The sequence below is a fragment of the Sphaerisporangium rubeum genome, from assembly GCF_014207705.1.
GTDB classification, from domain to species: Bacteria; Actinomycetota; Actinomycetes; order Streptosporangiales; family Streptosporangiaceae; genus Sphaerisporangium; species Sphaerisporangium rubeum.
The window spans coordinates 3,332,686-3,357,104 of sequence record NZ_JACHIU010000001.1 but is presented as its reverse complement, the minus strand read 5'-3'; the positions used below and the strand labels follow the sequence as shown (position 1 = coordinate 3,357,104).

General features: G+C 69.0%; 14 protein-coding genes and 3 rRNA genes. 4 read left to right on the top strand and 13 right to left on the bottom strand.

Annotation, left to right across the window (positions count from 1 at the left end):
• Nucleotides 1–154 precede the first annotated feature (154 nt).
• Complete coding sequence (locus BJ992_RS14425; protein ID WP_343072657.1) at nt 155–1,366, bottom strand: hypothetical protein; 1,212 nt, start codon at nt 1,364–1,366, stop codon at nt 155–157.
• A 3-nt stretch (nt 1,367–1,369) separates the two neighbouring features.
• On the opposite strand from BJ992_RS14425, the gene BJ992_RS34620 reads away from it, so the two are divergent.
• On the top strand, nt 1,370–3,496 hold the full coding sequence (locus BJ992_RS34620; protein WP_184989474.1) for a hypothetical protein: 2,127 nt from the start codon (nt 1,370–1,372) through the stop codon (nt 3,494–3,496).
• 676 nt (nt 3,497–4,172) lie between these two features.
• Here the strand turns inward: BJ992_RS34620 and rrf are convergent.
• The 4 genes from rrf to tyrS form a co-directional block, all read right to left on the bottom strand.
• A 5S ribosomal RNA gene (gene rrf, locus BJ992_RS14415) occupies nt 4,173–4,289 on the bottom strand.
• 119 nt (nt 4,290–4,408) lie between these two features.
• Nucleotides 4,409–7,533: ribosomal RNA gene (locus BJ992_RS14410) — 23S ribosomal RNA — on the bottom strand.
• A 503-nt stretch (nt 7,534–8,036) separates the two neighbouring features.
• Nucleotides 8,037–9,560: ribosomal RNA gene (locus BJ992_RS14405) — 16S ribosomal RNA — on the bottom strand.
• Together the 16S, 23S and 5S rRNA genes form the textbook arrangement of a ribosomal RNA operon.
• A 684-nt stretch (nt 9,561–10,244) precedes the next feature.
• Nucleotides 10,245–11,510 carry a tyrosine--tRNA ligase gene (gene tyrS, locus BJ992_RS14400; protein ID WP_184981223.1) on the bottom strand — a complete coding sequence of 422 codons (1,266 nt, stop codon included), beginning with the start codon at nt 11,508–11,510 and terminating at the stop codon, nt 10,245–10,247.
• Between the two features lie 549 nt (nt 11,511–12,059).
• Here tyrS and BJ992_RS14395 point away from each other — a divergent pair.
• Entirely contained in the window at nt 12,060–13,343 is a 1,284-nt protein-coding gene (locus tag BJ992_RS14395) for a chymotrypsin family serine protease (protein WP_184981221.1), read from the top strand.
• A gap of 33 nt (nt 13,344–13,376) precedes the next feature.
• Here BJ992_RS14395 and BJ992_RS14390 read toward each other — a convergent pair whose 3' ends face one another.
• The 8 genes from BJ992_RS14390 to argC form a co-directional block, all read right to left on the bottom strand.
• Nucleotides 13,377–14,021 (bottom strand): DNA-3-methyladenine glycosylase, encoded by a 645-nt coding sequence (locus BJ992_RS14390; protein ID WP_184981219.1) that lies wholly within the window; start codon nt 14,019–14,021, stop codon nt 13,377–13,379.
• Entirely contained in the window at nt 14,003–15,454 is a 1,452-nt protein-coding gene (gene argH / locus BJ992_RS14385) for an argininosuccinate lyase (protein ID WP_343072656.1), read from the bottom strand. Before argH ends, BJ992_RS14390 begins: the two co-directional genes overlap by 19 nt.
• A 98-nt stretch (nt 15,455–15,552) precedes the next feature.
• Complete coding sequence (locus BJ992_RS14380) at nt 15,553–16,068, bottom strand: arginine repressor (protein WP_184981217.1); 516 nt, start codon at nt 16,066–16,068, stop codon at nt 15,553–15,555.
• Entirely contained in the window at nt 16,065–17,009 is a 945-nt protein-coding gene (argF, locus tag BJ992_RS14375; RefSeq protein ID WP_184981215.1) for an ornithine carbamoyltransferase, read from the bottom strand. The genes BJ992_RS14380 and argF overlap by 4 nt, the downstream gene beginning before the upstream one ends.
• A complete protein-coding gene (locus tag BJ992_RS14370) occupies nt 17,006–18,217 on the bottom strand; it encodes an acetylornithine transaminase (RefSeq protein ID WP_184981213.1) in 1,212 nt (403 codons plus the stop codon). Before BJ992_RS14370 ends, argF begins: the two co-directional genes overlap by 4 nt.
• A complete protein-coding gene (gene argB, locus BJ992_RS14365) occupies nt 18,214–19,128 on the bottom strand; it encodes an acetylglutamate kinase (protein ID WP_184981211.1) in 915 nt (304 codons plus the stop codon). Before argB ends, BJ992_RS14370 begins: the two co-directional genes overlap by 4 nt.
• Nucleotides 19,125–20,276, bottom strand: coding sequence for a bifunctional glutamate N-acetyltransferase/amino-acid acetyltransferase ArgJ (argJ, locus tag BJ992_RS14360; RefSeq protein WP_184981209.1), 1,152 nt, complete (start codon nt 20,274–20,276; stop codon nt 19,125–19,127). Before argJ ends, argB begins: the two co-directional genes overlap by 4 nt.
• Nucleotides 20,277–20,334: 58 nt before the next feature.
• Nucleotides 20,335–21,357 (bottom strand): N-acetyl-gamma-glutamyl-phosphate reductase, encoded by a 1,023-nt coding sequence (gene argC / locus BJ992_RS14355; RefSeq protein WP_184988064.1) that lies wholly within the window; start codon nt 21,355–21,357, stop codon nt 20,335–20,337.
• A 199-nt stretch (nt 21,358–21,556) separates the two neighbouring features.
• On the opposite strand from argC, the gene BJ992_RS14350 reads away from it, so the two are divergent.
• Together BJ992_RS14350 and BJ992_RS14345 are read left to right on the top strand one after the other, a co-directional pair.
• Nucleotides 21,557–23,230 (top strand): class I adenylate-forming enzyme family protein, encoded by a 1,674-nt coding sequence (locus tag BJ992_RS14350; RefSeq protein ID WP_184981207.1) that lies wholly within the window; start codon nt 21,557–21,559, stop codon nt 23,228–23,230.
• Nucleotides 23,231–23,305: 75 nt separating this feature from the next.
• Complete coding sequence (locus BJ992_RS14345) at nt 23,306–24,355, top strand: cobalamin-independent methionine synthase II family protein (RefSeq protein WP_184981205.1); 1,050 nt, start codon at nt 23,306–23,308, stop codon at nt 24,353–24,355.
• Nucleotides 24,356–24,419: the final 64 nt, after the last annotated feature.

Here is a 24,419-nt window from a genome sequence, read left to right as displayed (position 1 = left end):
ATCGCGGTCCCCCGGCCGTGGCGGGTACGCCGACCAGGACGATCGCCCCGCCGTGCATAGGATGCCGCCGGCGGGGAACGATGTCGGTCGGGCGCCGCGCGCCTTCACGCTAGGCGGCGCCCACCATCGTGCGCGAACGACCCAGTCCGGGTGACTACTCCCCGGCCCGCGTGCCGCCGCCGGGCCGCTCACCCGGCTTCTCGTCATCGTCGGCCAGGTCCGCGTGCCTGTCATCGGCGGTGCCGAAGTCCGGTTCGATGAACGCCGGGACCATGCCGAGGGGAGTCGCCGCGGACTCGCCTGTCGTGGCGGTCCGCGCCTCGGTGGCGGCTGTGGCGGTGCTCCCGTCACCGGCCGCCGTGGCCGTGTCCGCCTCGTTCACCGCCGTGACGGCGTCCTCGGCGTCCTCGGTTGCCTCATTGTGCTCAGTGGCATCGGCGGCATCAGGGCTCTCCAGTACGTCTCCGGCAATCGCGGCAGGCTCGCTGATCGCCTCGACCCGACCGGACCCCGGCGGCTCAAGCCCGGCCTCGACCGCGGCGGGTCCGGACACTTCGCTCCGGACCTCGTCCACGGCGGGTCCGGACACTTCGCTCCGGGCCTCGTCCACGACGGGTCCGGACACCTCACCGCCGGTCAGGTCCACGGCCGGCACCGACACCGCCGCGTCTTCCGCCAGACCCACGGCGGCCTCGGCCGGCTCAGCCACGTCGGAGGCGGACAGCGGCGACTCCTCGTCCTCCTCGCCGGCGGACAGGTCGCCGAGGTCGTCCTGGTCCTCCTCGTCCTCCTCGATGTCCTCGATCACCGAGCCGGTGAGCTCGGCGTACCGGTCGGCGGCGTCGGTCTCGCCGTCCTCGTCGAAGCTCATGGCGCGCTCGAACCACTCCACCGCCGCGTCCTCGTGACCCGCGTCGGCCAGCGCGTCGGCGTAGGCGAACGTCAGGCGGGCCGACCAGGGGTGCGGGGTCTGGTCCCGCAGTTCCGGCACCCGCTGCAAGGTGATCACCGCGGCGTCGTGCTGGCCGAGGTCCCGCCGGGCACCCGACTCCACGATGGCGAGCTCGACCCGTCCCGCGCGATCCAGCTTCGCCGCCTCCGGCGACCGGACCAGGTCCAGGGCCCGCTCCGGACGGCCGAGCCCACGCTCACAGTCGGCCATGATCGGCAGGTACTCGTCCGACCCGGTCAGCCGCCGCGCGGCCCGCAGGTCGCTGAGCGCCTCGGCGTAGTGCCCCGCGCGGTACGCCGCCACGCCGACGGCCTCCCTGACGACGCCGATGCGCGCGGCGAACCGCCGGGCCACCTTGGCGTGCTCGTACGCCTGGTCGGGGTCGTCGTCGCCGAGAGCACGCTCGGTCGCCACCAAGTGGCACGCGATCAGGTCGGCGAGGTCGTTCGGCAGGGCACGCAGTTCGTCCCTGATCTCCTTGTCCAGCTCCTCGGAGGTGATGTCCGGTGCGAGCTGCGGCAGTTCCTCCCGCTGCGGCCGGTCCTCGCCGCGGCCGAACGGCCGGTCGCCCTCCCTGCCGTACCGTGCGCGGGTCCCCTCCGGGTACGCGCCTTCCCTACCGTGCTCGGCGTCCCGGCCCTCCCGGCTGAACGGCCGGGGCCCGCCACGCTCGTCCCGCCGGAACGGCGGCCGCTCGTCCCGCTGGAACCTGCCGCCGCCACGCTCGTCGCGTCCCCGGCCCCCGTCGGAGTCCCGGAACGACCTCGGCCCACGATCGGCGTCATCCCGCCACGGCCGGCCGCCGCCGGGCCCACGGTCGTCACGATCCCGCCCCGGCGCACGCGACCCCGGCCCACGGCGGTCGTCCCGCGCGAACCGGTCCCCCCGGCCACCACGGTCGTCCCGGCCCTGATACCGGCCACCACGATCGTCCCCACTGGGGAAACGACCACCGCGGTCACCACGATCCTGGAACCGACCCGTGACCTCGTCACGGTCGAAATACCGCTTCTCCCGCTCACCGCGATCCTGGAACCGGCCGCCGCGATCGTCACGGTCCGAAGGCCGGCTTCCCCGGTCGTCACGCCGCTGGAAGCCTCCCCCACGGTCGTCCCGGCCCTGGAAGCCACTGCCGCGGTCGTCACGCCGCTGGAAACCGCCGCCACGATCGTCGCGGCTCTGGAAGCGGCCGCCGCGCTCGTCGCGGTCCGAGGACCGGCCACCTCGGTCGTCACGCCGCTGGAAGCCACCGCCGCGGTCGTCCCGGCCCTGGAAACCGCCCCCACGGTCATCACGGTTCTGGAAACGAGCACCGCGATCGTCACGGTCCGATGGCCGGCCGGCGCGATCGTCGCGGTCCTGGAAACGACCCCCACGGTCGTCACGGCTCTGGAAGCGGCCGCCGCGGTCGTCCCGGCTCTGGGGACGCTCACCGCGCTCGTCACGCGAATAGGGACGGCCACCGCCTCGATCGTCGCGGCCGTATGGACGACCGCCACGGTCGTCACGGTCGTCGCGACGGAAGGACCCGCGGTCGTCGCGGTCCCGGCGGCCGAAGGATCCACCACCGGAACCGGCGTCGCGCCGGTCGGCATAGCGGGAACCACCGCCGTAGGAACCACCACGCTCGGAGGAATACCCGCGATCACCACGACCCTGCGCGTCGCCATAGGACCGGCCACTCCCACCCGGACGGTCGCCGTAGGACCGGCCACTCCCACCCGGACGGTCGCCGTAGGACCGGCCACCCCCGCCCGGACGGTCGCCGTAGGACCGGCCACCCCCGCCCGGACGGTCGCCGTAGGACCGGCCGGCTCCGCTGGGACGATCCCCGTACGACCGACCGCCTCCGCCGGAGCGGTCGTCTCTGTCGAACGGACGTCGCTCACCACGGTCGTCGCCACCCTCACGGCCGAACGAACGCGGGCCGCGGCGGTCGTCACGCTGGAACGAACGACGTTCGTCACCGCGATCACCGCCCCGGTCGTCGCGCGACCTGTAACCGCCACCCGGCCGGCCTTCACGCCGATCACCGGATCGGCCGCCGTCACGGTGAGGCCGGTCGCCGTACGAACCGCGACCACCATAGGAACGGTCACCGTCACGGCCGCGATCCCCGCGATCCCCCCGATCGTCACGCTCGAACGGACGTCCGGAGCGGCCCTCGCGGTCCCGGAACCCCTGCCCGCCCGCGGACCCGCGGTCACCGAAACGGGGCCCGTCGCCGCGGCGCGCGTCGCCCTCGTTCACCCGCCCGCTCCGCTGGCCCTCGCCGCGTTCCTCACGCGACCCACGGGACTCACCCTCGGCCCGGTCCCCGCCACGCTCGGCCGGCTCTTCACGTCCGTTGTCTCTGTTCACTTCTGTCCTTCGTTGCTCGCTCACCGCGTCCGCCGCGATCTGCGTCTCATCCATCGCGCGATGTGCCCGGAAAAGATGATCATCGGGCCTCGGGGCACAGCCTCGTTCACTTCCGCCGCTGCCCTCGGTGCCCTACGCGACGAAGGCCACCCGATACGGGGTGGCCAGGCACCTCAAGCCTAGCAAGCCCCCACAGTCCCCGAGCCGCCCCACAACCACCCCTCCCCCCCGACCACCCAAGATCACCAACCACCCCCACCCATCCCCCAGCCGCCCCTCACCTACCCATCCGACGACCCCCGACCCGCTCACCCCATCCCGACAACCGCCGACCCGCTCACCCCATCAGCATGACTGCCGACCGGCTCACCTCATCACGAGGACTGCCAGACCGCTCACCCCATCAGCATGACTGCCGACCGGCTCACCCCATCACGAGGATGGCCGACCGGCTCACCCCATCACGATGACTGCTGGCCTGCTCACCAGATCGGCATGATCGCCGACTCGCTCACCCATCAGCATGATCGCCAGCTCACTCACCCATCACGATGATCGCCGTTGTTCGGCGCCGCGACGGCGGGACGCAGGTCGGCGAACCCGGCGCCGCCCTACGGCGGCCAACCGGCCCACGCCGGCCACCCCACACCTTCGCGAGCGGCCAGCCCCCCGGCAACCACCCCAACACCAACGCCAGCACCACACCAACGCCGGCACCCCTCCCCCCACCAGCATCGCCAGCAGGACAACCCCCACAGCCCGCCGGGAACCCCGGCAGAAACACCCCGGGAACGCGAAAAGCCGCCCAGGCAGTGCCTGAGCGGCTTTTCGTGACAGCAGCAGTGTGCTGTGAATGTTTGTCCGGCGGTGTCCTACTCTCCCACACCGTCCCCGGTGCAGTACCATCGGCGCTGGACAGCTTAACTTCCGGGTTCGGAATGTAACCGGGTGTTTCCCATCCGCTATGACCGCCGTAACCCCATGAAACAACCACCACCCCTGCGGGGGGGTTTGCTGTCTCTGAGTCACACAGTGGACGCGAGCATCACCAACCAGCACACCACGCACAGCATGATGAACCGATCAGAATGTTTTGTGGTCAAGTCCTCGGCCTATTAGTACCGGTCGGCTGGGCGCCTTACAGCGTGTACACCTCCGGCCTATCAACCCAGTCATCTCCTGGGAGCCTTACCCCCACAACGGGGTGGGAGACCTCATCTCAAGGCGAGCTTCCCGCTTAGATGCTTTCAGCGGTTATCCCTGCCGAACGTAGCCAACCAGCCATGCACCTGGCGGTACAACTGGCACACCAGAGGTTCGTCCGTCCCGGTCCTCTCGTACTAGGGACAGCTCCTTTCAAGTCTCCTGCGCGCGCAGCGGATAGGGACCGAACTGTCTCGCGACGTTCTAAACCCAGCTCGCGTACCGCTTTAATGGGCGAACAGCCCAACCCTTGGGACCTACTCCAGCCCCAGGATGCGACGAGCCGACATCGAGGTGCCAAACCATCCCGTCGATATGGACTCTTGGGGAAGATCAGCCTGTTATCCCCGGGGTACCTTTTAGCCGTTGAGCGACACCGCTTCCACACGCCGGCGCCGGATCACTAGTCCCAGCTTTCGCTCCTGCTCGACCCGTCGGTCTCACAGTCAAGCCCCCTTGTGCACTTACACTCACCACCTGATTGCCAACCAGGCTGAGGGAACCTTTGGGCGCCTCCGTTACTCTTTAGGAGGCAACCGCCCCAGTTAAACTACCCACCAGACACTGTCCCCCACCCGGATCCACGGGCGCGGGTTCAGGCATCCAAAACGACCAGAGTGGTATTTCACCAATGACTCCACCACCACTAGCGTGACAGCTTCACCGTCTCCCACCTATCCTACACAAGCCGTCCCAAACACCAATGTCAAGCTGTAGTGAAGGTCCCGGGGTCTTTCCGTCCTGCTGCGCGTAACGAGCATCTTTACTCGTACTGCAATTTCGCCGGGTCTGCGGTTGAGACAGCGGGGAAGTCGTTACGCCATTCGTGCAGGTCGGAACTTACCCGACAAGGAATTTCGCTACCTTAGGATGGTTATAGTTACCACCGCCGTTTACCGGCGCTTAAGTTCTCACCTTCACCCAGACGAATCTGAGTTGAGCGGTCCCCTTAACGTTCCGGCACCGGGCAGGCGTCAGTCCGTATACATCGTCTTACGACTTCGCACGGACCTGTGTTTTTAGTAAACAGTCGCTTCCCCCTGGCCACTGCGACCCCCACCAGCTCAGACAGCAAGTATCATCACCAGCAGAGGCCCCCCTTCTCCCGAAGTTACGGGGGCAATTTGCCGAGTTCCTTAACCACAGTTCACCCGATCGCCTCGGTATTCTCTACCTGACCACCTGAGTCGGTTTAGGGTACGGGCCGCCGGTCCACTCGCTAGAGGCTTTTCTCGACAGCATGGGATCACCCACTTCGCCACAATCGGCTCGGCATCACATCTCAGGACTTCCTAACGGGAACACGGATTTACCTGCGCTCCATCCCTACATGCTTACCCCAGGAACAACCATCGCCTGGGCTGGGCTACCCTCCTGTGTCACCCCATCGCTTACCTACTACCAGATCAGGCCAACCCCCCTCACCACCCCAGCCGAAGCCGAAGATGGATCAGGCAAGTCTTAGTATCACCGGCCTCAGTATTGGCGCGAACCCGCGGGTACGGGAATATCAACCCGTCATCCATCGACTACGCCTGTCGGCCTCGCCTTAGGCCCCGACTTACCCTGGGCGGATCAGCCTGCCCCAGGAACCCTTGGTCATTCGGCGCGAGGGTTTCCCACCCTCGAATCGCTACTCATGCCTGCATTCTCACTCGCACGCACTCCACGCCCCATCACCAGAACGCTTCACAGCACGCACGACGCTCCCCTACCCACCACATGCGATACAAGATCACACACAGTGCCGCGACTTCGGCGGTGTGCTTGAGCCCCGCTACATTGTCGGCGCGGAATCACTTGACCAGTGAGCTATTACGCACTCTTTCAAGGATGGCTGCTTCTAAGCCAACCTCCTGGTTGTCACTGCGACTCCACATCCTTTCCCACTTAGCACACCCTTAGGGGCCTTAGTCGGCGATCTGGGCTGTTTCCCTCTCGACTACGAAGCTTATCCCCCGCAGTCTCACTGCCACGCTACACTTCACCGGCATTCGGAGTTTGGCTGACGTCAGTAACCCGGTAAGGCCCATCAGCCAACCAGTGCTCTACCTCCGGCAAGGACCACGCAACGCTGCACCTAAATGCATTTCGGGGAGAACCAGCTATCACGGAGTTTGATTGGCCTTTCACCCCTACACACAGATCATCCCCCAGGTTTTCAACCCTGGTGGGTTCGGTCCTCCACACGGTCTTACCCGCGCTTCAACCTGCCCATGCGTAGATCACTCCGCTTCGGGTCCACAGCATGCGACTAAAAACGCCCTATTCAGACTCGCTTTCGCTACGGCTCCCCCACACGGGTTAACCTCGCCACACACCATGACTCGCAGGCTCATTCTTCAAAAGGCACGCGGTCACATCACAACCCACCCGAAGGCGGATTACGCTCCCACGGCTTGTAGGCACACGGTTTCAGGTACTATTTCACGACCCCTCACCGGGGCGCTTTTCACCTTTCCCTCACGGTACTGGTCCACTATCGGTCATCAGGAAGTATTCAGGCTTACCAGGTGGTCCTGGCAGATTCACACAGGATTCCTCGAGCCCCGTGCTACTTGGGAACACCCACAAGGAAGTCCATAAGGTTTCGCCTACCCGGCTATCACGGTCTACGGCCCTGCATCCCAGCAGGCTCGGCTACCCCACAGATTTATCACTCCCCGCAGCCCCGGCAGAAACTGCAAGCAAGGTCCCACAACCCCAGGCACGCAACGCCCGCCGGCTATCACACGCGCCCGGTTTAGCCTCCTCCGCTTTCGCTCACCACTACTCACGGAATCACTATTGTTTTCTTCTCCTACGGGTACTGAGATGTTTCACTTCCCCGCGTTACCACCAACCGCCCTATACATTCAGACGGCGGCGACACCACATGACTGGTGCCAGGTTTCCCCATTCGGACATCCCCGGATCAACGTCTGGTTGGCGACTCCCCGAGGCTTAACGCAGCCTCCCACGTCCTTCATCGGCTCCTGATGCCAAGGCATCCACCGTGTGCCCTAAAAAACTTGGCCACAAAAGATGCTCGCGTCCACTATGCAATTCACAAACAACAAACGAGACAACCACCCAGACCCCACCACCAGACACCCACACCATGAACAGAAGATCAACCACGTAGGCAGACCCTCGATCATGAGGCGAACCGGTATGACAGGCGGACGGTCCCGCAGACGAGAAAACCACGCCGTTCGAAGCACACCCCACTTCCCAACACCCCCGTCAGGGGAGAGGTAGGTCGCGGGGTGCGTCCAACGGTCCGTTTCCTCAGGACCCAACAGTGTGCTCCAACCACCAGACCGCCAGGACGACGTTCCCACTCCACCAACCCCAGGGGGTGGTGGCGGTACCAGCCGCACCGGACAGGCCGATGATCGGAGTAGCCAGTGCTCCACTAATGAGCGTGCCGGTGGGTGAGACATGCGCTCACCGACACCAGCTGGATCCCCTCACCCGCACTCCGTGGTTCCGGCCGGTCACCCGGCCGGGGGGTGGGGTAGGGATCGGTGCTCCTTAGAAAGGAGGTGATCCAGCCGCACCTTCCGGTACGGCTACCTTGTTACGACTTCGTCCCAATCGCCGGCCCCACCTTCGACCGCTCCCCCCCACAAGTGGGTTGGGCCACGGGCTTCGGGTGTTGCCGACTTTCGTGACGTGACGGGCGGTGTGTACAAGGCCCGGGAACGTATTCACCGCAGCGTTGCTGATCTGCGATTACTAGCGACTCCGACTTCATGGGGTCGAGTTGCAGACCCCAATCCGAACTGAGACCGGCTTTACGGGATTCGCTCCGCCTCACGGCATCGCAACCCTCTGTACCGGCCATTGTAGCATGTTTGCAGCCCAAGACATAAGGGGCATGATGACTTGACGTCATCCCCACCTTCCTCCGAGTTGACCCCGGCAGTCTCCCATGAGTCCCCACCACCCCTAGAGGCGTGCTGGCAACATGGAACAAGGGTTGCGCTCGTTGCGGGACTTAACCCAACATCTCACGACACGAGCTGACGACAGCCATGCACCACCTGTCCACCGGCCCAAAAGGGGGCACCCGTCTCCGGATGTTACCGATGAATGTCAAGCCTTGGTAAGGTTCTTCGCGTTGCGTCGAATTAAGCAACATGCTCCGCCGCTTGTGCGGGCCCCCGTCAATTCCTTTGAGTTTTAGCCTTGCGGCCGTACTCCCCAGGCGGGGCGCTTAATGCGTTAGCTACGGCACGGAACCCGTGGAAGGACCCCACACCTAGCGCCCAACGTTTACAGCGTGGACTACCAGGGTATCTAATCCTGTTCGCTCCCCACGCTTTCGCTCCTCAGCGTCAGGTAAGGCCCAGCAAGCCGCCTTCGCCACCGGTGTTCCTCCTGATATCTGCGCATTTCACCGCTACACCAGGAATTCCGCTTGCCCCTACCTACCTCTAGCCAGCCCGTATCCACCGCAGACCCACAGTTAAGCCATGGGCTTTCACGGCAGACGCGACAAGCCACCTACGAGCTCTTTACGCCCAATAATTCCGGACAACGCTCGCGCCCTACGTATTACCGCGGCTGCTGGCACGTAGTTAGCCGGCGCTTCTTCTACAGGTACACGTCAACTTCGTCCCTGCTGAAAGAGGTTTACAACCCGAAGGCCGTCATCCCCCACGCGGCGTCGCTGCGTCAGGCTTCCGCCCATTGCGCAAGATTCCCCACTGCTGCCTCCCGTAGGAGTCTGGGCCGTGTCTCAGTCCCAGTGTGGCCGGTCGCCCTCTCAGGCCGGCTACCCGTCGTCGCCTTGGTAGGCCACTACCCCACCAACAAGCTGATAGGCCGCGAGCCCATCCCCAACCGAAAAAACTTTCCACCCACACACCATGCAGTGGCAGGTCATATCCGGTATTAGACCCGGTTTCCCAGGCTTATCCCGAAGTCAGGGGCAGGTTACTCACGTGTTACTCACCCGTTCGCCGCTCGAGTACCCCGAAGGGCCTTTCCGCTCGACTTGCATGTGTTAAGCACGCCGCCAGCGTTCGTCCTGAGCCAGGATCAAACTCTCCAAACAATGTCTGAAAAAGTAAACCCCAGCGAAAGATCCCCCCGCTAAAAGGGGAACCCCTCATCAAAGGAAACCATCCCCGGAACACCTGCCACCAACGGCGGCAGACCCCCAAGGGACGGGGTTATGCATGTATTTCATGCACTGGCTTTTAGCACACTGTTGAGTTCTCAAGAAACGGACGCGTACACCAGTCGCGAACCAGACCAAGAGGGTCTGCCCACGCCCTGGGGCGAACATCTCGCTGATCGATACTAGCAGTCCTGGCAAGTCATGTCAAACCACTCGATCTGTCATGAAAAGCCTGGTTTGCCAGCATCAGGCCGCCCCAGCCTCAGAGCAACCCGTCTACCTTACGACATCCCGCACAGTCGTCCACACGAACCAGTCAAGAAGCTCGCATGATCTTCCGGTCGGGGACCACGATGAGCCCGGATCCTTCGTCGCAGACGGCTGATCCAGGGGTTCGTGATCGGGATCCCGGAGGGGTCGGGCGCCGCTCGGCTGCCCGTCAGTCCCTTGGGGCGTAGAGAACATTAGGCGGCGGCGGGGAGTCCGTCAAATCAATATCCGCTGCCTCACATGCGCCGGATCGGCCGGTGACCAAAGCCTTCCCGGCCGGCCAGGCGACTGTCACCGCGACGAGACCCCGCACCCCTGGCGGGGTGCGGGGTCTGCCGGACGTACGGATCAGGAGGCCACCTGGATGGCGGCGGTGGAGCGCTTGCCGCGGCGCAGGACCAGGTAACGGGAGTGGATCAGGTCCTCGGTGACGGGGACATGCGACTCGTCGGTGATCTTGACGTTGTTGACGTACGCGCCGCCTTCCTTGATGGCGCGGCGTGCGGCCGACTTGCTCTCGGCGAGGCCCGACTCGGCCATGAGGTCGACCAGGGGTGCGCCGAGAGCCGTAACGGTGGCGCTCGGCACCTCGGAGAGTGCGGCGGCCAGGGTGTGCTCGGGGAGGTCGGCCAGGGAACCCTGGCCGAACAGCGCACGGGACGCGGCGATGACGGCGGCGCACTCCTCGGGGCCGTGCAGCAGCGTCGTGAACTCCTCGGCGAGCGCGCGTTGTGCCTCGCGCGCGGCGGGACGTTCGGCGACGCTCTTCTCCAGTGCCTCGATCTCCTCGCGGGAGCGGAAGCTGAAGATCTTGAGGAACCTGACGACGTCGCGGTCGTCGGAGTTGAGCCAGAACTGGTAGAACGCGTACGGCGAGGTGAGCTGCGGGTCCAGCCACACCGCGCCGCCGGCGGTCTTGCCGAACTTGGTGCCGTCGGCCTTGGTGATCAGCGGCACGGTGAGAGCGTGCACGTGGCCGCCTTCGACGCGGCGGATCAGGTCGCAGCCGGCGGTGATGTTGCCCCACTGGTCGCTGCCGCCGATCTGCAGCGTGCAGCCGTGCCTGCGGTACAGCTCCAGGTAGTCGTTGGCCTGGAGGATCTGGTAGCTGAACTCGGTGTAGCTCAGGCCCTCACCCGCCAGCCGCGCCGAGACCGACTCGCGGGCCAGCATGCGGTTGACCGGGAAGTGCTTGCCGACGTCGCGCAGGAAGTCGATGGCGGACATTCCGGCGGTCCAGTCGAGGTTGCTCACCAGGACCGACCCGGAGGCCTCCGACAGGTCGAGGAACTTCTCGACCTGGACCCGGATGCGCTCGACCCACTCCGCCACGACGTCGGCGGAGTTGAGCGAACGCTCCTCGCTCTTGCCGCTCGGGTCGCCGATGAGGCCGGTGGCCCCGCCGACCAGCCCGATCACGCGGTGGCCCGCGCGCTGGACGCGGGTGAGCGCGAGCAGCGGGACGAGGTTGCCGACGTGCAGGGACGGCGCGGTGGGGTCGAAGCCGCAATAGACCGTGATCGGACCCGCGGTCATCGCCGCACGCAAGGCGTCGATGTCGGTGGACTGCGCGATCAGGCCGCGCCACGCAAGGTCATCGAGAATGTCGGTCACGATCTCGTGCTTCCTGGGTTCGTGTGCTGGACGTTTCGGTACGGCTGGTCTGGTACAGCCTGCCCGATCATCTCATCTTCCTGCCACAGGATCGGCCGCGTGGCCCCGTAGACGCTCGACCTCCGCTCGACGGGGGACGGGGGACGGCGTTCCGCGTGAGGGGTCGCCGAATCACCGCCGACTCGGAGAGCCTCGGAAAACGACTCCTTGGCCCCTTCTTCATTCACCTCCATCCTCCGCCCCTCTGCCCTCATTTCCTTCATGCTGAAATGTCCGCCTAAATAGCGTGCACCTTGCCCCAAAGGTGTCCAGAACCGGACACCTGCGCACCAGACCCACCGAGGCCGTGGCCGGTCGGAGGCGCCATCTCCATGCGTTGACCTGGTACATCCCCCCGCGGCCGGTGAGATACGTAGCCGGACCAGGCCGAGCCATGGACCGGCTTTTCGCCTCACCAGGACCTAGATAAAGGGTCAATCCATTGATTGCAGCACATAGACCTGAAATACCAGGTATATCCCGACATGTACCACCTAAAGGAGCGTCGTCATGTATTCCTCACTCAGGACCGCGCGCGGCCCCGGATTTCGCAGCCGTCTCACGGTCGTGCTCGGAGCCGTCCTCCTGGTGGCAGGTCTCGGCCCCGCCCCTGCCGTCGCGAGCCCCGGCCCGGGCTCCGGGAAGGACACCTCACCCCGGGCCGTCGAGCCACCCGGTGAGGTACCCGGCGGTTTCGCGTCATGGAAGGAACTGCTGACCTTACAGAAGAAGCTGGTCACGGCCGCCGACCGTGTCACCGCCGCCGTAGAAGGGCTCGGCGGCGGCGGATTCGCCGGCATCGTGGCCGCACCGCAGAACCGCGAGCTGCGGATCCACTGGAAGGGTGCCGTTCCCGGCCGCGTCGCGGATCTGGTCACGGAGTTGCGCGAGGACGTCCCTGTCCGGGTGCTGCCCGCGGCCTTCTCCGCGCGCGAGCTGAAGCGTGAGGCCGACCGCCTCGTCCGCGTCTCCGCCGGCGCGTTCACGTCGATCACGCCGAACGTCGACGGTTCCGGTCTGACGGTCACGGGGGCCGACGTCCGCCTGACGCGTTCGAAGGTCGCGGGTTCGGCGGTATCCGTCACCGTGGAGGCCGGCGTGGCGCCGGCCCCGGCGAGCCGCTGGAACGACTCACCTCCGTGGTGGGCCGGAGCGGCCGCGCGCAACTCCGCCACGGGTGCCGGCTGCTCGACGGGGTGGACCGTCAGCTACGGCGGCGCGACCAGGATGTTGTCCGTGCCTCACTGCGGCACCCCGGGACAGCTGATGACCGACCCCACCGGTGAGCCGATCGGACCGGTGGCCGCCGCCAACGTCCCCCGCGACGTGATGCTGGTCACCGCCACCGCCGCAGGACGGGTGTACAACAACTACCCCGGCACCATCTCGCCGGAGTTCGGCAACAAGGTCGCAGGCACGACCGGCACCTACGTCGGCATGATGCTGTGCACGTCAGGCGCGTACTCGGGCACCGTGTGCCTGTGCCAGGTGAAGGCCGTCGGCGTCACGATCTACACAGGCAGGGACACGATCTTCGGCATGGCGAGGGTGGAGCACACGCAGTACAAGAACGCCGCCGGCCAGGGGGACAGCGGAGGACCGGTGGAGACACCGGACCCGACGGAGCTGACCGAGCAGTACGCCGTGGGGACGATCTCCGCCATCGACACGAGCGCGCCGGCGGCCTGCACCGGCTACGTCGTCACCGGCCGTGTCTGCTCCTGGAGGCTGTACTACACACCATGGAGCAACGTGACCGCCGCCTACCCCGGCATCACCATCGTGACCGGCTGACCCGGACCGCACCCGGTGAACCGGCCCGGCGGCTCAGGTCGGCCGGGTGCGCGGCACGTGTTTGCGGTAAGGCGACACCGTGGGATCGCCGTCGATCCAGAACCGCCAGGGGACGTCGGCGGCGCTGGACACCCCGGTGCGCGGGCCGGACCGGATCGACGCCGGGACGGCGGGTGTGCCCTCCAGGATCCGTGGCGTGCCGTCGTCCGCGCAGCAGTCCAGGCCGTTGTGCTCGCGGCCGATGCCGAGGGCCACGGCGAGCCTGGCGGGGCCGCGGGCCAGGTCGCGGTCCGGCAGGCCGCGCCGCGCGAGAGGGGAGCCGGTGCCCGGCCGGTGCCTGCGGCTGCGGGCCTCGTCGTGGCCGGCCACGATCTCGCCGGCCCGCATCAGGACACCGGATCCCTGGCCCTCCGGCAGGCACACGAGGTTGGCGCAGTAGTGCATGCCGTAGGTGAAGTACACGTACATGTGGCCGGGAGGGCCGAACATCACGGCGTTGCGGGGTGTGCGGCCGCGGTAGGTGTGGGAGGCGGCGTCCTCGCCGGGAGGGCCGTACGCCTCGACTTCGGTGAGGCGTACGGCGACCGCCCCGTGCGCGAGGACCCGGCCGAGCAGCTCGGGGGCCACTTCCGGCGCGGGTCGTGCGAAGAACTCGCGGTCTAGGACCCGCTCGCCCACGCGGCCTGTCCGTCGACGATCTCGCGCAGGTCCGCGAGCTGGTCGCGCACGCGGTCCGGCGCGGTGCCGCCGTGGCGGCTGCGGGCCGCCAGCGCGCCCTGCACGTTGAGGACCTCCAGTGCGGTGGGGAGCGTCTCGCCGCCGGGGGTGACGTCGGCGGCGGCGAAGTGCGGGGAGATCTTGGCGAGGTCCTCCTCGGTGAGCCGCTCAAGGGTGGTGTCGTTGACCTGGCACCAGACGACGAGGTGACCGACGGCCTCATGCGCGTCGCGGAACGGCACCCCCTTGCGCACCAGCAGCTCGGCGAGGTCGGTGGCGAGAGCGAACCCGTCGGGGGCGGACGCCTCCAGGCGCGCGGTGTTGACGCGCATGGTGGCGATGAGCCCGGACACGGCGGGGAGGACGAGCAGCAGGGTGTCGACGGCGTCGAACACCGGCTCCTTGTCCTCCTGCAGGTCACGGTTGTAGGTGAGCGGCAGGCCCTTGAGTGTGGTGAGCAGCGCCACGAGGTCGCCGATGATGCGGCCGGCCTTGCCGCGGGCCAGCTCGGCGACGTCCGGGTTCTTCTTCTGCGGCATGATCGACGAGCCGGTGGAGTAGGCGTCGTCCATCTCGATCCAGCGGAACTCCTGGGAGGCCCACAGCACAACCTCCTCCCCCAGCCGGGACAGGTGGACGCCGATGAGTGCGGCGCAGAACAGGAACTCGGCGGCGAAGTCGCGGTCGGCGACGGCGTCCATGGAGTTGGGGGCCGCGGAGGCGAAGCCGAGCTCCTCGGCGACGGCCTGCGGGTCCAGCGGCAGGGACGACCCGGCGAGCGCGCCGGCGCCGAGCGGTGAGACCGCGGCCCGCTTGTCCCAGTCGCGCAGCCGGTCGGCGTCGCGGGCCAGTGCGTGCACGTGCGCGAGGAGCTGGTGGCCGAACGACACCGGCTGCGCGTGCTGCAGGTGGGTCATGCCGGGGGCGGCGGTGGCGGCGTGCCCCTCAGCCTGGGTCATCAGCGCGGTCTCCAGCTCCACGAGCCGGGACACGATGAGACGGACGTGGTCGCGCAGGTAGAGCCGCAGGTCGGTGGCGATCTGGTCGTTGCGGCTGCGGCCGGCGCGCAGTTTGCCGCCAAGCGCGCCGAGACGTTCGAGCAGGCCGCGCTCCAGTGCGGTGTGCACGTCCTCGTCGGCCACGGTGGGCCGGAACTCTCCGGCGGCGCAGGCCCGGTCGAGGTCGTCCAGCGCGCCGATCATGCGGTCGAGCTCCTCGGCGGTCAGCAGTCCCGCCTGGTGCAGCACCCGAGCGTGCGCGCGCGACGCGAGCAGGTCGTACGGCGCGAGCCGCCAGTCGAACTGGACGCTGACCGACAATCTGGTCAGCGCGTCCGCCGGGCCGCCCTCGAACCTGCCGCCCCACAGCCGCATGGGCTTGCCACCCTCAGCCACCGTTCTCCTCTTCCTGTTTCGTATGGTCAATCCGCGACCCTAGTGCAAAATCGCCCGCCGGCCGATCCGGCCGTCCCGCGCCACGGCGAGCCCGATGTTCAGCCGAACTGGCCGCGCCGGTCGGTCAGCCTGAGCAGGGCCTCGGCGAGCTCCGTGCCGCCGGCCGGGTCACGGCTGATCACCAGGATCGTGTCGTCGCCCGCGACGGTGCCGAGGATGGAGCTCCAGTCGGCGTGGTCGAGCGCGGAGGCGAGGAACTGCGCCGCTCCCGGCGGTGTGCGGACGATCACGAGGTTCGCCGACGCCGCGGCGGACACCAGCAGTTCCTCGGCGACGCGCCGCAGCCTGGCGGCGGGGGTCTCCCCGCCGCCGGTGCGGGTCAGGGGGATGCGTGCCCCGCCTTCGCCGGGCAGCGCGTACACCAGTGAGCCGTCGTCGGCGCGCAGTTTGAGCGCGCCGAGCTCGTCGAGGTCACGTGACAGTGTGGCCTGGGTGACCTCGACGCCGCTCTCCGCGAGCAGGCGCGCCAGCTCGGGTTGTGATCTGACCTGGTGCCGGTTCACCAGTTCGGCGATCTTCGCCAGGCGGCCGGCCTTGGTCAGAGGGATGGTCATCTTCTTGTCACCAGCCAATGGAGCAGGGCTTTCTGTGCGTGCAGGCGGTTCTCCGCCTGATCCCACACCGCCGCGCCGCGTGGGCCGTCCAGCAGTTCGGCGCTGATCTCCATGCCGCGGTAGGCGGGCAGGCAGTGCAGCACGAGGACGTCGGGGGCGGCGAGCGCGGCGAGCGCGGAGTTCACCTGGTAGGGGCCGAGCGCGGCGACGCGTGCGTCCTTGCCGTCCTGACCCATCGACACCCAGGTGTCGGTGGCGAGCACGTGGGTGCCGGCGGCCGCGGCCTCGGGGTCGGTCAGCACGGTGACCGACCCGCCGGTGCCGGCGGCGATGGTCGCGGCGCGCTCGACGATCGTCTCGTCGGGCTGGTACGCGGCGGGTGCGGCGACGCGTACGTGCATGCCGGCGGTGGCGCCGCCGAGCAGGTAGGAGTGCGCCATGTTGTTGGCGCCGTCACCGAGGTAGGTGAGGGTGCGGCCGGCGAGGGGGCCCTGGTGCTCGCGCACGGTGAGCAGGTCGGCGAGCACCTGGCAGGGGTGGAACAGGTCGGTGAGCGCGTTGACGACGGGGACGGTGGACGCGGCGGCCATGGCCTCCAGGCGGTCCTGGCCGAAGGTGCGCCACACGATGGCGGCGACCTGGCGCGACAGGACGCGCGCGGTGTCCTCGACGGGTTCGCCGCGGCCCATCTGGGAGTTGCCGCCGTCGATGACGAGGGGCTGGCCGCCGAGCTCGGCGATGCCGACGGCGAACGACACGCGGGTGCGGGTGGAATGCTTGTCGAACAGCACGGCCACCGTCTGCGGGCCCTCGAACGGCCGGTGGCCGAAGCGGTCCTTCTTCATGACCTCGGCGAGGCCGAGCACCTCGGCCTGCTCGTGCGGCGCGAGGTCGTCGTCGCGCAGGAAGTGCCGGACGGTACCGCTCACACTGCTGCTCATGAGGCCACCTCCGAGAGGATCGCGGGGAGCGCCGCGAGGAACGTGTCGATCTGGTCTTCGGTGACGATCAGCGGTGGCGCGAGGCGCACGGCGTCAGGCTGTACGGCGTTGACGAGGAAACCGGCCCGCTGCGCGGCCTCCTGGACCTGCGCGGCGACCGGCGCGGTGAGGACGGCGGCCAGCCACAGGCCGCGGCCGCGCACCCCGGCGATCAGGGGGTGGCGCAGGCCCGCCACTCCCCCGGCGAGCCGCTCGCCGGCGGACCGCACGTGCGCGAGCAGGCCGTCGCGGTCGATGGTGCCGAGCACGGCGAGCGCGGCGGCGCTGGAGACGGGGTTGCCGCCGAACGTGGAGCCGTGGTCTCCCTTGGCGAACAGGGTGCCGGCGTCGCCGAAGCCGACGCAGGCGCCGATCGGCATGCCGCCGCCGAGGCCCTTGGCGAGGGTCAGCACGTCGGGGACGATGCCGTCGTGCTGGTGCGCGAACCAGTGGCCGGTGCGGCCGATCGCCGACTGGATCTCGTCGAGCACCAGCAGAGCGCCGGTGGCGTCGCAGATCTCGCGCGCGGCGGCCATGTACCCGTCGGGAGGCGGCACGACCCCTGCCTCGCCCTGGGTGGGTTCGAGGAACACCCCGGAGCACTCGCCGGTGACGGCCTGCTTGAGCGCGTCCGCGTCGCCGTAGGGGACGAAGCGGACGTCGAGCGGGAACGGGCCGAACTGGTCGCGGATGGAGGCCTTGCCGGTGAGGGACAGCGCGCCGAGGGTGCGGCCGTGGAAGCCGTTCTCCGCGGCGACGACGTACCCGCGGCCGCCGGCCCGGCCGTGCTTGAGCACAAGCTTGAGCGCGCACTCGTTGGCCTCGGTGCCGGAGTTGGCGAGGAACACCTTGGCCGGCGCGCCGAGCAGTCCGAGCAGGCGCTCGGCGAGGAGCACCTCGGGCTCGTTGACGAACAGGTTGGAGGTGTGCGCGAGCGTGGCGACCTGCCGGGACACGGCCTCCACCAGCGCCGGGTGGCCGTGGCCGAGCGAGCTGACCGCGATGCCGGCGATCAGGTCGAGGTAGCGGGTGCCGGCTTCGTCCCACACGTAGGCGCCTTCGCCGCGCACCAGTGCGACGGGGGGGACGCCGTAGTTCGGCATGAACGCCGTGGCGTGGCGCTCGCGCAGACCGGTGGCGTCCGGCTTGGCAAGGTCGTCCTTGGTCATGATCGCACCTCCGGGAGCACCATGGTTCCGATTCCCTCGTCCGTGAAGACCTCGAGCAGCACCGCGTGCGGCACCCTGCCGTCCAGCACGTGAGCGCGCGGGACGCCGCCGTCGACGGCGGCGAGGCACGCCTCCATCTTGGGCACCATGCCGCTGGACAGGCCCGGCAGCATGGTGCGCAGTTCACCGGCGGTGATGTGGCTGATGACCTGCGCGGGCTCGCCGTCGCCGGGGGCCGGCCAGTGCGCGTACAGGCCCTCGACGTCGGTGAGCATGACGAGCTTGGCCGCGCCGAGCGCGACCGCGAGCGCCGCGGCGGCGGTGTCGGCGTTGACGTTGTAGACCTCGCCGTCGTCGCCGCGGGCCACCGAGGACACCACGGGGACGCGGCCGTCGTCCAGCAGCGCGCGCACCGCGCCGGGGTCGACGCGGACGATCTCGCCGACCTGGCCGATGTCGACCTTGCCGCCGTCCACCACGGCGTGCTTGCGCTCGGCGGTGAACAGGTGAGCGTCCTCCCCCGACATGCCGACCGCGAACGGGCCGTGCCGGTTGATCGCGCCGACGACGTCGCGGTTGACCTGGCCGACCAGCACCATGCGCACCACCTGCATGGCCTCGGGTGTGGTGACCCGCAGGCCGGCGGTGAACGCCGACTCGATGCCGAGCCGGTCGAGCTGCGCGTTGATCTGCGGGCCGCCGCCGTGCACGACGACGGGCCGCAGGCCCGCGTGCAGCAGGAAGACCATGTCGTCGGCGAAGCCGCTGCGCAGCGCGTCGTCGGTCATGGCGTGGCCGCCGTACTTGACGACCACGGTCTGGCCGCGCAGGCGCCGCAGCCACGGGAGCGCCTCGATCAGGACCGCGGCCTTGGCGTGCGCGCCGGTGAACAGGTTCGTGTCCGGGGTCATGTCGAGTACGCCGAGTTCTCGTGGACGTAGTCGGCGGTGAGGTCGGTGGTGTGCACGGTCGCCGAGCGCGTGCCGGCCGACAGGTCGATGGTGATGGTGACGTCTCGGGGACGCAGGTCGACCTTGGAGCGGTCGTCCCCGGCGGCGCCGGCCCTGCACACCCAGATGCCGTTGACGGCGACGTTGAGGCGGTCGGGCTCGAACACGGCGTCGGTGGTGCCGACGGCCGACAGGACCCGGCCCCAGTTCGGGTCCTCGCCGTGGATGGCGCACTTGAGCAGGTTGGACCGCGCGACGGCGCGGCCGACCTTCACGGCGTCCTCCTCGTGCGCGGCGCCGACGACCTCGATGGCGATGGCCTTGGTGGCGCCTTCGGCGTCCACGAGCAGTTGCCTGGCGAGGTCGGCGCAGACCTCGGTGACGCGTTTCTCGAACTCGCCGGCGTCCGGCTCGACCCCCGCCGCGCCGCTGGCGAGCAGCAGCACGGTGTCGTTGGTCGACATGCAGCCGTCGGTGTCGAGCCGGTCGAAGGTGACCGCGACGGCGCGGCGCAGCACGCGGTCGAGCTCGTCGGCGGTCACGTCGGCGTCGGTGGTGATCACGCTGAGCATGGTGGCCATGGCGGGGGCCAGCATGCCGGCGCCTTTGGCCATGCCGCCGACCATGTAGCCGGTGCCGCGCCTGAAGGCGATCTTGGTGACGGTGTCGGTGGTGCGGATGGCGTCGGCGGCGGCGAGACCGCCGTCCCTGCTGAGGCTTCCGGCGGCCTCGTCGACCCCGGCGAGCAGCGCCTCCATGGGGAGGCGCTCACCGATGAGGCCGGTGGAGCAGACGGCGATCTCGCCGGCCGAGTCGTCGAGCAGCGCGGCGACCTTCTCCGCGGTGGCGTGGGTGTCCTGGAAACCGGCGGGGCCGGTGCAGGCGTTGGCGCCGCCGGAGTTGAGCACGACGGCCCTGACGCGGCCGCCGGTGAGGACCTGCTCCGACCACAGCACCGGGGCCGCTTTGACGCGGTTGCGGGTGAAGACCCCGGCCGCGGCGCGGGACGGGCCGTCGTTGACGACGAGGGCGATGTCGCGGGCTCCGCCGGACTTCAGGCCGGCCGGGACGCCGGCCGCGCGGAACCCGAGAGGGGCGGTGACGCTCATGCGCGACCACCGCCGGAGAGCGTGAGAGGGACGGTTTCCGTGTCGGGACGGGACACACTCACGGGGCTACTCCATTGAGGGGAAGGCCGACTTCTTCTGCCAGGCCGAGGGCGAGGTTGGTGCTCTGCACCGCCCCGCCCGCGGTGCCCTTGGTCAGGTTGTCGATGGCGATGACGGCGACGACGCGTCCGGCGCGCTCGTCGAGCGTCACCTGGAGCGCGGCGGTGTTGGCGCCGAGGGTCATCGCGGTGGCGGGCCAGCTGCCTTCCGGCAGCAGCCGCAGGAACGGCTCGTCCTTGACGGCCGCGGCGTACGCCTCGCGCAGCGCGGCGGCGGTGACGCCGGGGGCGGCGGGGGCGGTGCAGGTGGCGAGGATGCCGCGGCTCATCGGGGCGAGCACAGGGGTGAAGGACACCGTGACGGGTCGTCCGGCGACCCGGGAAAGGTTCTGCTCCATCTCGGGGGTGTGGCGGTGCACGCCGCCGACGCCGTACGCGCTCGCCGAGCCCATGACCTCGCTGCCGATCAGGTGGGGCTTCGGGTCGCGTCCGGCGCCTGAGGTGCCGCTGGCGGCGACCACGACGACGTCGGGCTCGGCGAGGCCCGCCGCGAAGGCGGGGAACAGCGCGAGGGTGACCGAGGTGGGGTAACAGCCGGGGACCGCGATCCGCCGGGCCTCGCGCAGCACCTCGCGCTGGCCGGGGAGCTCGGGGAGGCCGTACGGCCAGGTGCCGGCGTGCGTGCCACCGTAGAAGGCGGTCCAGGCGGCGGGGTCGGCGAGCCGGAAGTCGGCGCCGCAGTCGACCACGAGCGCGGCGTCGCCGAGCGCCTCGGCCACGGCGGCGGACCGGCCGTGCGGCAGGGCCAGGAACACCACGTCGTGGCCGGCGAGGACCTCGGGGGTGGTCTCCTGGAGGGTGCGGCCGGCCAGAGCGGGGAGGTGGGGCTGGTGCGCGCCGAGCCTGCTGCCGGCGCTCGCCCCGGCGGTGAGCGCGCCGATCTCGAACTCCGGGTGAGCGAGCAGCAGGCGCAGCAGCTCACCTCCGGCGTATCCGCTGGCACCCGCCACCGCGGCCCTCATCATCGCCCACCCCCGCATGAACATACATCGGCACTCATGCCTCTGCTACCGAGTGAGTATGCATCACTCGGAATCTTCATGCAAGTGCGGATGATGTGGCGACCAACGGACAGAAGGAAGCTCTGTTGCGCGTACCAACCGGTCGGTATCCTCGACCGTGAGACGCCGGCCATCCGCACGACCCGGGAGTCAACCGCACATGACCGTCACCCACGACCAGGTCCGCGAGATGCTCACCGGGCCGGGGCAGCTGTTCGAGATGGACGAGGTCGAGATCCGCGGCGTGACCATGCGGACGTGGAAGCACGCGCCGGTCACCTTCCGCGCCATGCTGGAGGCCAGCCGGTTCCACGGCGACAAGGTGTTCCTCGTGTACGAGGACGAGCGGATCACCTACGAGGAGCACTACCGCCGGGCCGCCGCACTCGCCGGACGGCTCGCCGGGGACCTCGGCGTCGGCAAGGGCGACCGGGTCGCCATCGCCATGCGCAACTATCCCGAATGGGTGGTCGCGTTCTCCGCGGTGCTGGCGATCGGCGCGGTGGCCGTGCCGCTGAACGCCTGGTGGACCGCGCCGGAGCTGGAGTACGGCGTGCGCGACTCCGGCGCCGCGGTGGTGATCGCCGACGGCGAGCGCGCCGCGCGGCTGCGCGACGCGGGGGCCGTGCTGATCGTCACCCGGCCCGGCGGGGATCTGCCTCCCGGCGCGCTCGACCTGGCCGATCTGATCGGCGAGCCGGGGCCGGACGTCACTCTGCCACCCGCGGAGATCGCGCCTGAGGACCCGGCGACGATCTTCTACACCTCCGGCACCACCGGCAGCCCCAAAGGCGCGCTCGGCAGCCACCGCAACCTCGGCCAGGCGCCGATGACGGTGAGCTACGCCACCGTGCGCAGCGCCGCGCTGGCCGGCAAGGACCCCGCCTCGGTGGCGGGGGGACGGCGCGTGGTGTTGCTCGCGGTGCCGCTGTTCCACGCCACGGGGTGCTTCGCCGTCCTGCTGCCGGTGATGTTCACCGGCGGCGGGGTGGTGCTGATGTACCGCTGGGACGCCGGCCGCGCGCTGCGGCTGATCGAGCGGGAGAAGGTCACCCTCATCACCGGGGTGCCGACCAACGCCTGGCAGCTGCTGTCGCACCCCGACCTCGGCAGGTACGACATCTCCAGCCTCGGCGGCATCAGCTACGGCGGCGCGCCGGCCCCGCCGAAGCTGCTGGAACAGATCGGCGACCGGCTCCCCCGGCGTCAGGCGTCCAACGGGTACGGCATGACGGAGACGACCGCGCTCGCGATCTTCAACAGCGGCGCCGGCTACCAGGAGCATCCCGGCAGTGTCGGCCTGCCGGTCGCCGTGTGCGACGTGGAGATCCGCGGCCCGCTCGGCGAGCCGCTGCCCGCCGGAGAGGTCGGCGAGCTGTGCCTGCGCGGCCCCGGCGTCATCACCGGGTACTGGAACCGTCCCGAGGAGACCGCGAGCACGTTCGCCGGCGGGTGGCTGCGCACCGGCGACCTCGCACGGGTGGACGAGGAGGGCTACGTCCACATCGTCGACCGGGCCAAGGACATGCTGATCAGAGGTGGCGAGAACGTCTACTGCGCCGAGGTGGAGGCCGCGCTGTACGAGCACCCGGCCGTGGCCGACGCCGCCGTGATCGGCGTACCGGACGAGGAGTTCGGCGAGCAGGTGGGTGCGGTGCTCCGCCTCCGGCCCGGCACGTCCGTCACCGCCGAGGAGCTGCAGGCGTTCCTGCGCGGCACACTGGCGCCGTTCAAGATCCCGGTGCGGATCTGGTTCCGGGAGGCCGAGCTGCCGCGCAACCCCGGTGGCAAGATCCTCAAGAACCGCCTGCGGGAGGAGACCCTGGGGTCGTGACCCGGTGACCCTGGTCCTTCTCCGGTCACACGGAGAACATTGATCTCACTACGCATCGTTACCTACGCTGACCGCATGGGTATCCCCACCGAACCGATCGGCAGCATCCCCCGGCCCTCCTCCCTGCTGTCCGCCATGGCGGACGGCGACCCGGCGGCCCTGTCCGCCGAGCAGTCCGCGGCCATCGCCGACACCATCAGCAGACTGGAAGCCACCGGCTCCCCGGTCCTGGTGGACGGCGAGCAGTCCAAACCGAGTTTCGCGACCTATCCCATCACCGGGCTGACCGCTCTCGCCCCCGACGGCGCGGTCATCCCGTTCGCCGACGGCCACACCCGTCAGCTTCCCCGGCTGACCGCCGGGCCGTTCCGTTACCAGGTGCGCGCCGAGACCTACCTGCGCACGGCGCGCGAGCACACCTCCCTGCCGGTCAAGCAGGCCGTCATCGCCCCGTCGGCGCTGAGCCTGCTGTACCCGGCGGACGGCATCGACGGCTATCCGCGCAAGACGTTCGTCGACGACCTGATCGACGAGGCCGAGGCGGACATCCGCGGCTGCCTGGACGCCGGCGCGCACGTCGTGCAGCTCGACTTCACCGAGGGGCGGCTGTCGCTCAAGCTCGACCCGAGCGGTGGCCTGCTCGACGACTTCGTCGCGCTCAACAACCAGGTGCTCGACCGGTTCACCGACGACGAGCGGGCCCGCATCGGGGTGCACACCTGCCCCGGCGGCGACCAGGACTCCACCCACAGCGCGGATGTCGACTACGCGGGCCTGCTGCCCAAGCTGTTCGGCCTGCGCGCCGGCAACTTCTACGTGCAGCTCGCCAGCGAGCCCGATCCCGATCGGGTGCTCGGGGTCGTCGCGGCGCACCTGCCGCCTGAGGCGCGGGTGTTCGTCGGGGTGACCGACCCGATCGACCCGCGGGTGGAGACCCCCGAGGAGGTCAGGGACCGGGTGCTCGCCGCCGCGCGCCACCTGCCGGCCGACCGGCTCGGCACCTGCGACGACTGCGGCTTCTCCCCTTTCGCCGACGACACCTCGACCTCGCGCGACATCGCCTTCGCCAAGATCGCCGCACGGGTGGAGGGCACCGCGCTCGCCTCCGGGGTCCTCGGCGTGTGACCGCGGCCGCCCCCTGACCGCTCCCTGGCCGCCCTCTTGACCGCCACGGGTCCCCGCCGGGACC

What these genes read in the sequence shown, in the direction of transcription:
- argC (WP_184988064.1), bottom strand. Translation starts at nt 21,357, where the DNA reads ATGAGGGCCGCGGTGGCGGGTGCCAGCGGATACGCCGGAGGTGAGCTG.
- BJ992_RS14345 (WP_184981205.1), top strand. Translation starts at nt 23,306, where the DNA reads ATGGGTATCCCCACCGAACCGATCGGCAGCATCCCCCGGCCCTCCTCC.
- argB (WP_184981211.1), bottom strand. Translation starts at nt 19,128, where the DNA reads ATGACCCCGGACACGAACCTGTTCACCGGCGCGCACGCCAAGGCCGCG.
- argJ (WP_184981209.1), bottom strand. Translation starts at nt 20,276, where the DNA reads ATGAGCGTCACCGCCCCTCTCGGGTTCCGCGCGGCCGGCGTCCCGGCC.
- BJ992_RS14395 (WP_184981221.1), top strand. Translation starts at nt 12,060, where the DNA reads ATGTATTCCTCACTCAGGACCGCGCGCGGCCCCGGATTTCGCAGCCGT.
- BJ992_RS14370 (WP_184981213.1), bottom strand. Translation starts at nt 18,217, where the DNA reads ATGACCAAGGACGACCTTGCCAAGCCGGACGCCACCGGTCTGCGCGAG.
- BJ992_RS14350 (WP_184981207.1), top strand. Translation starts at nt 21,557, where the DNA reads ATGACCGTCACCCACGACCAGGTCCGCGAGATGCTCACCGGGCCGGGG.
- BJ992_RS14380 (WP_184981217.1), bottom strand. Translation starts at nt 16,068, where the DNA reads ATGACCATCCCTCTGACCAAGGCCGGCCGCCTGGCGAAGATCGCCGAA.
- argF (WP_184981215.1), bottom strand. Translation starts at nt 17,009, where the DNA reads ATGAGCAGCAGTGTGAGCGGTACCGTCCGGCACTTCCTGCGCGACGAC.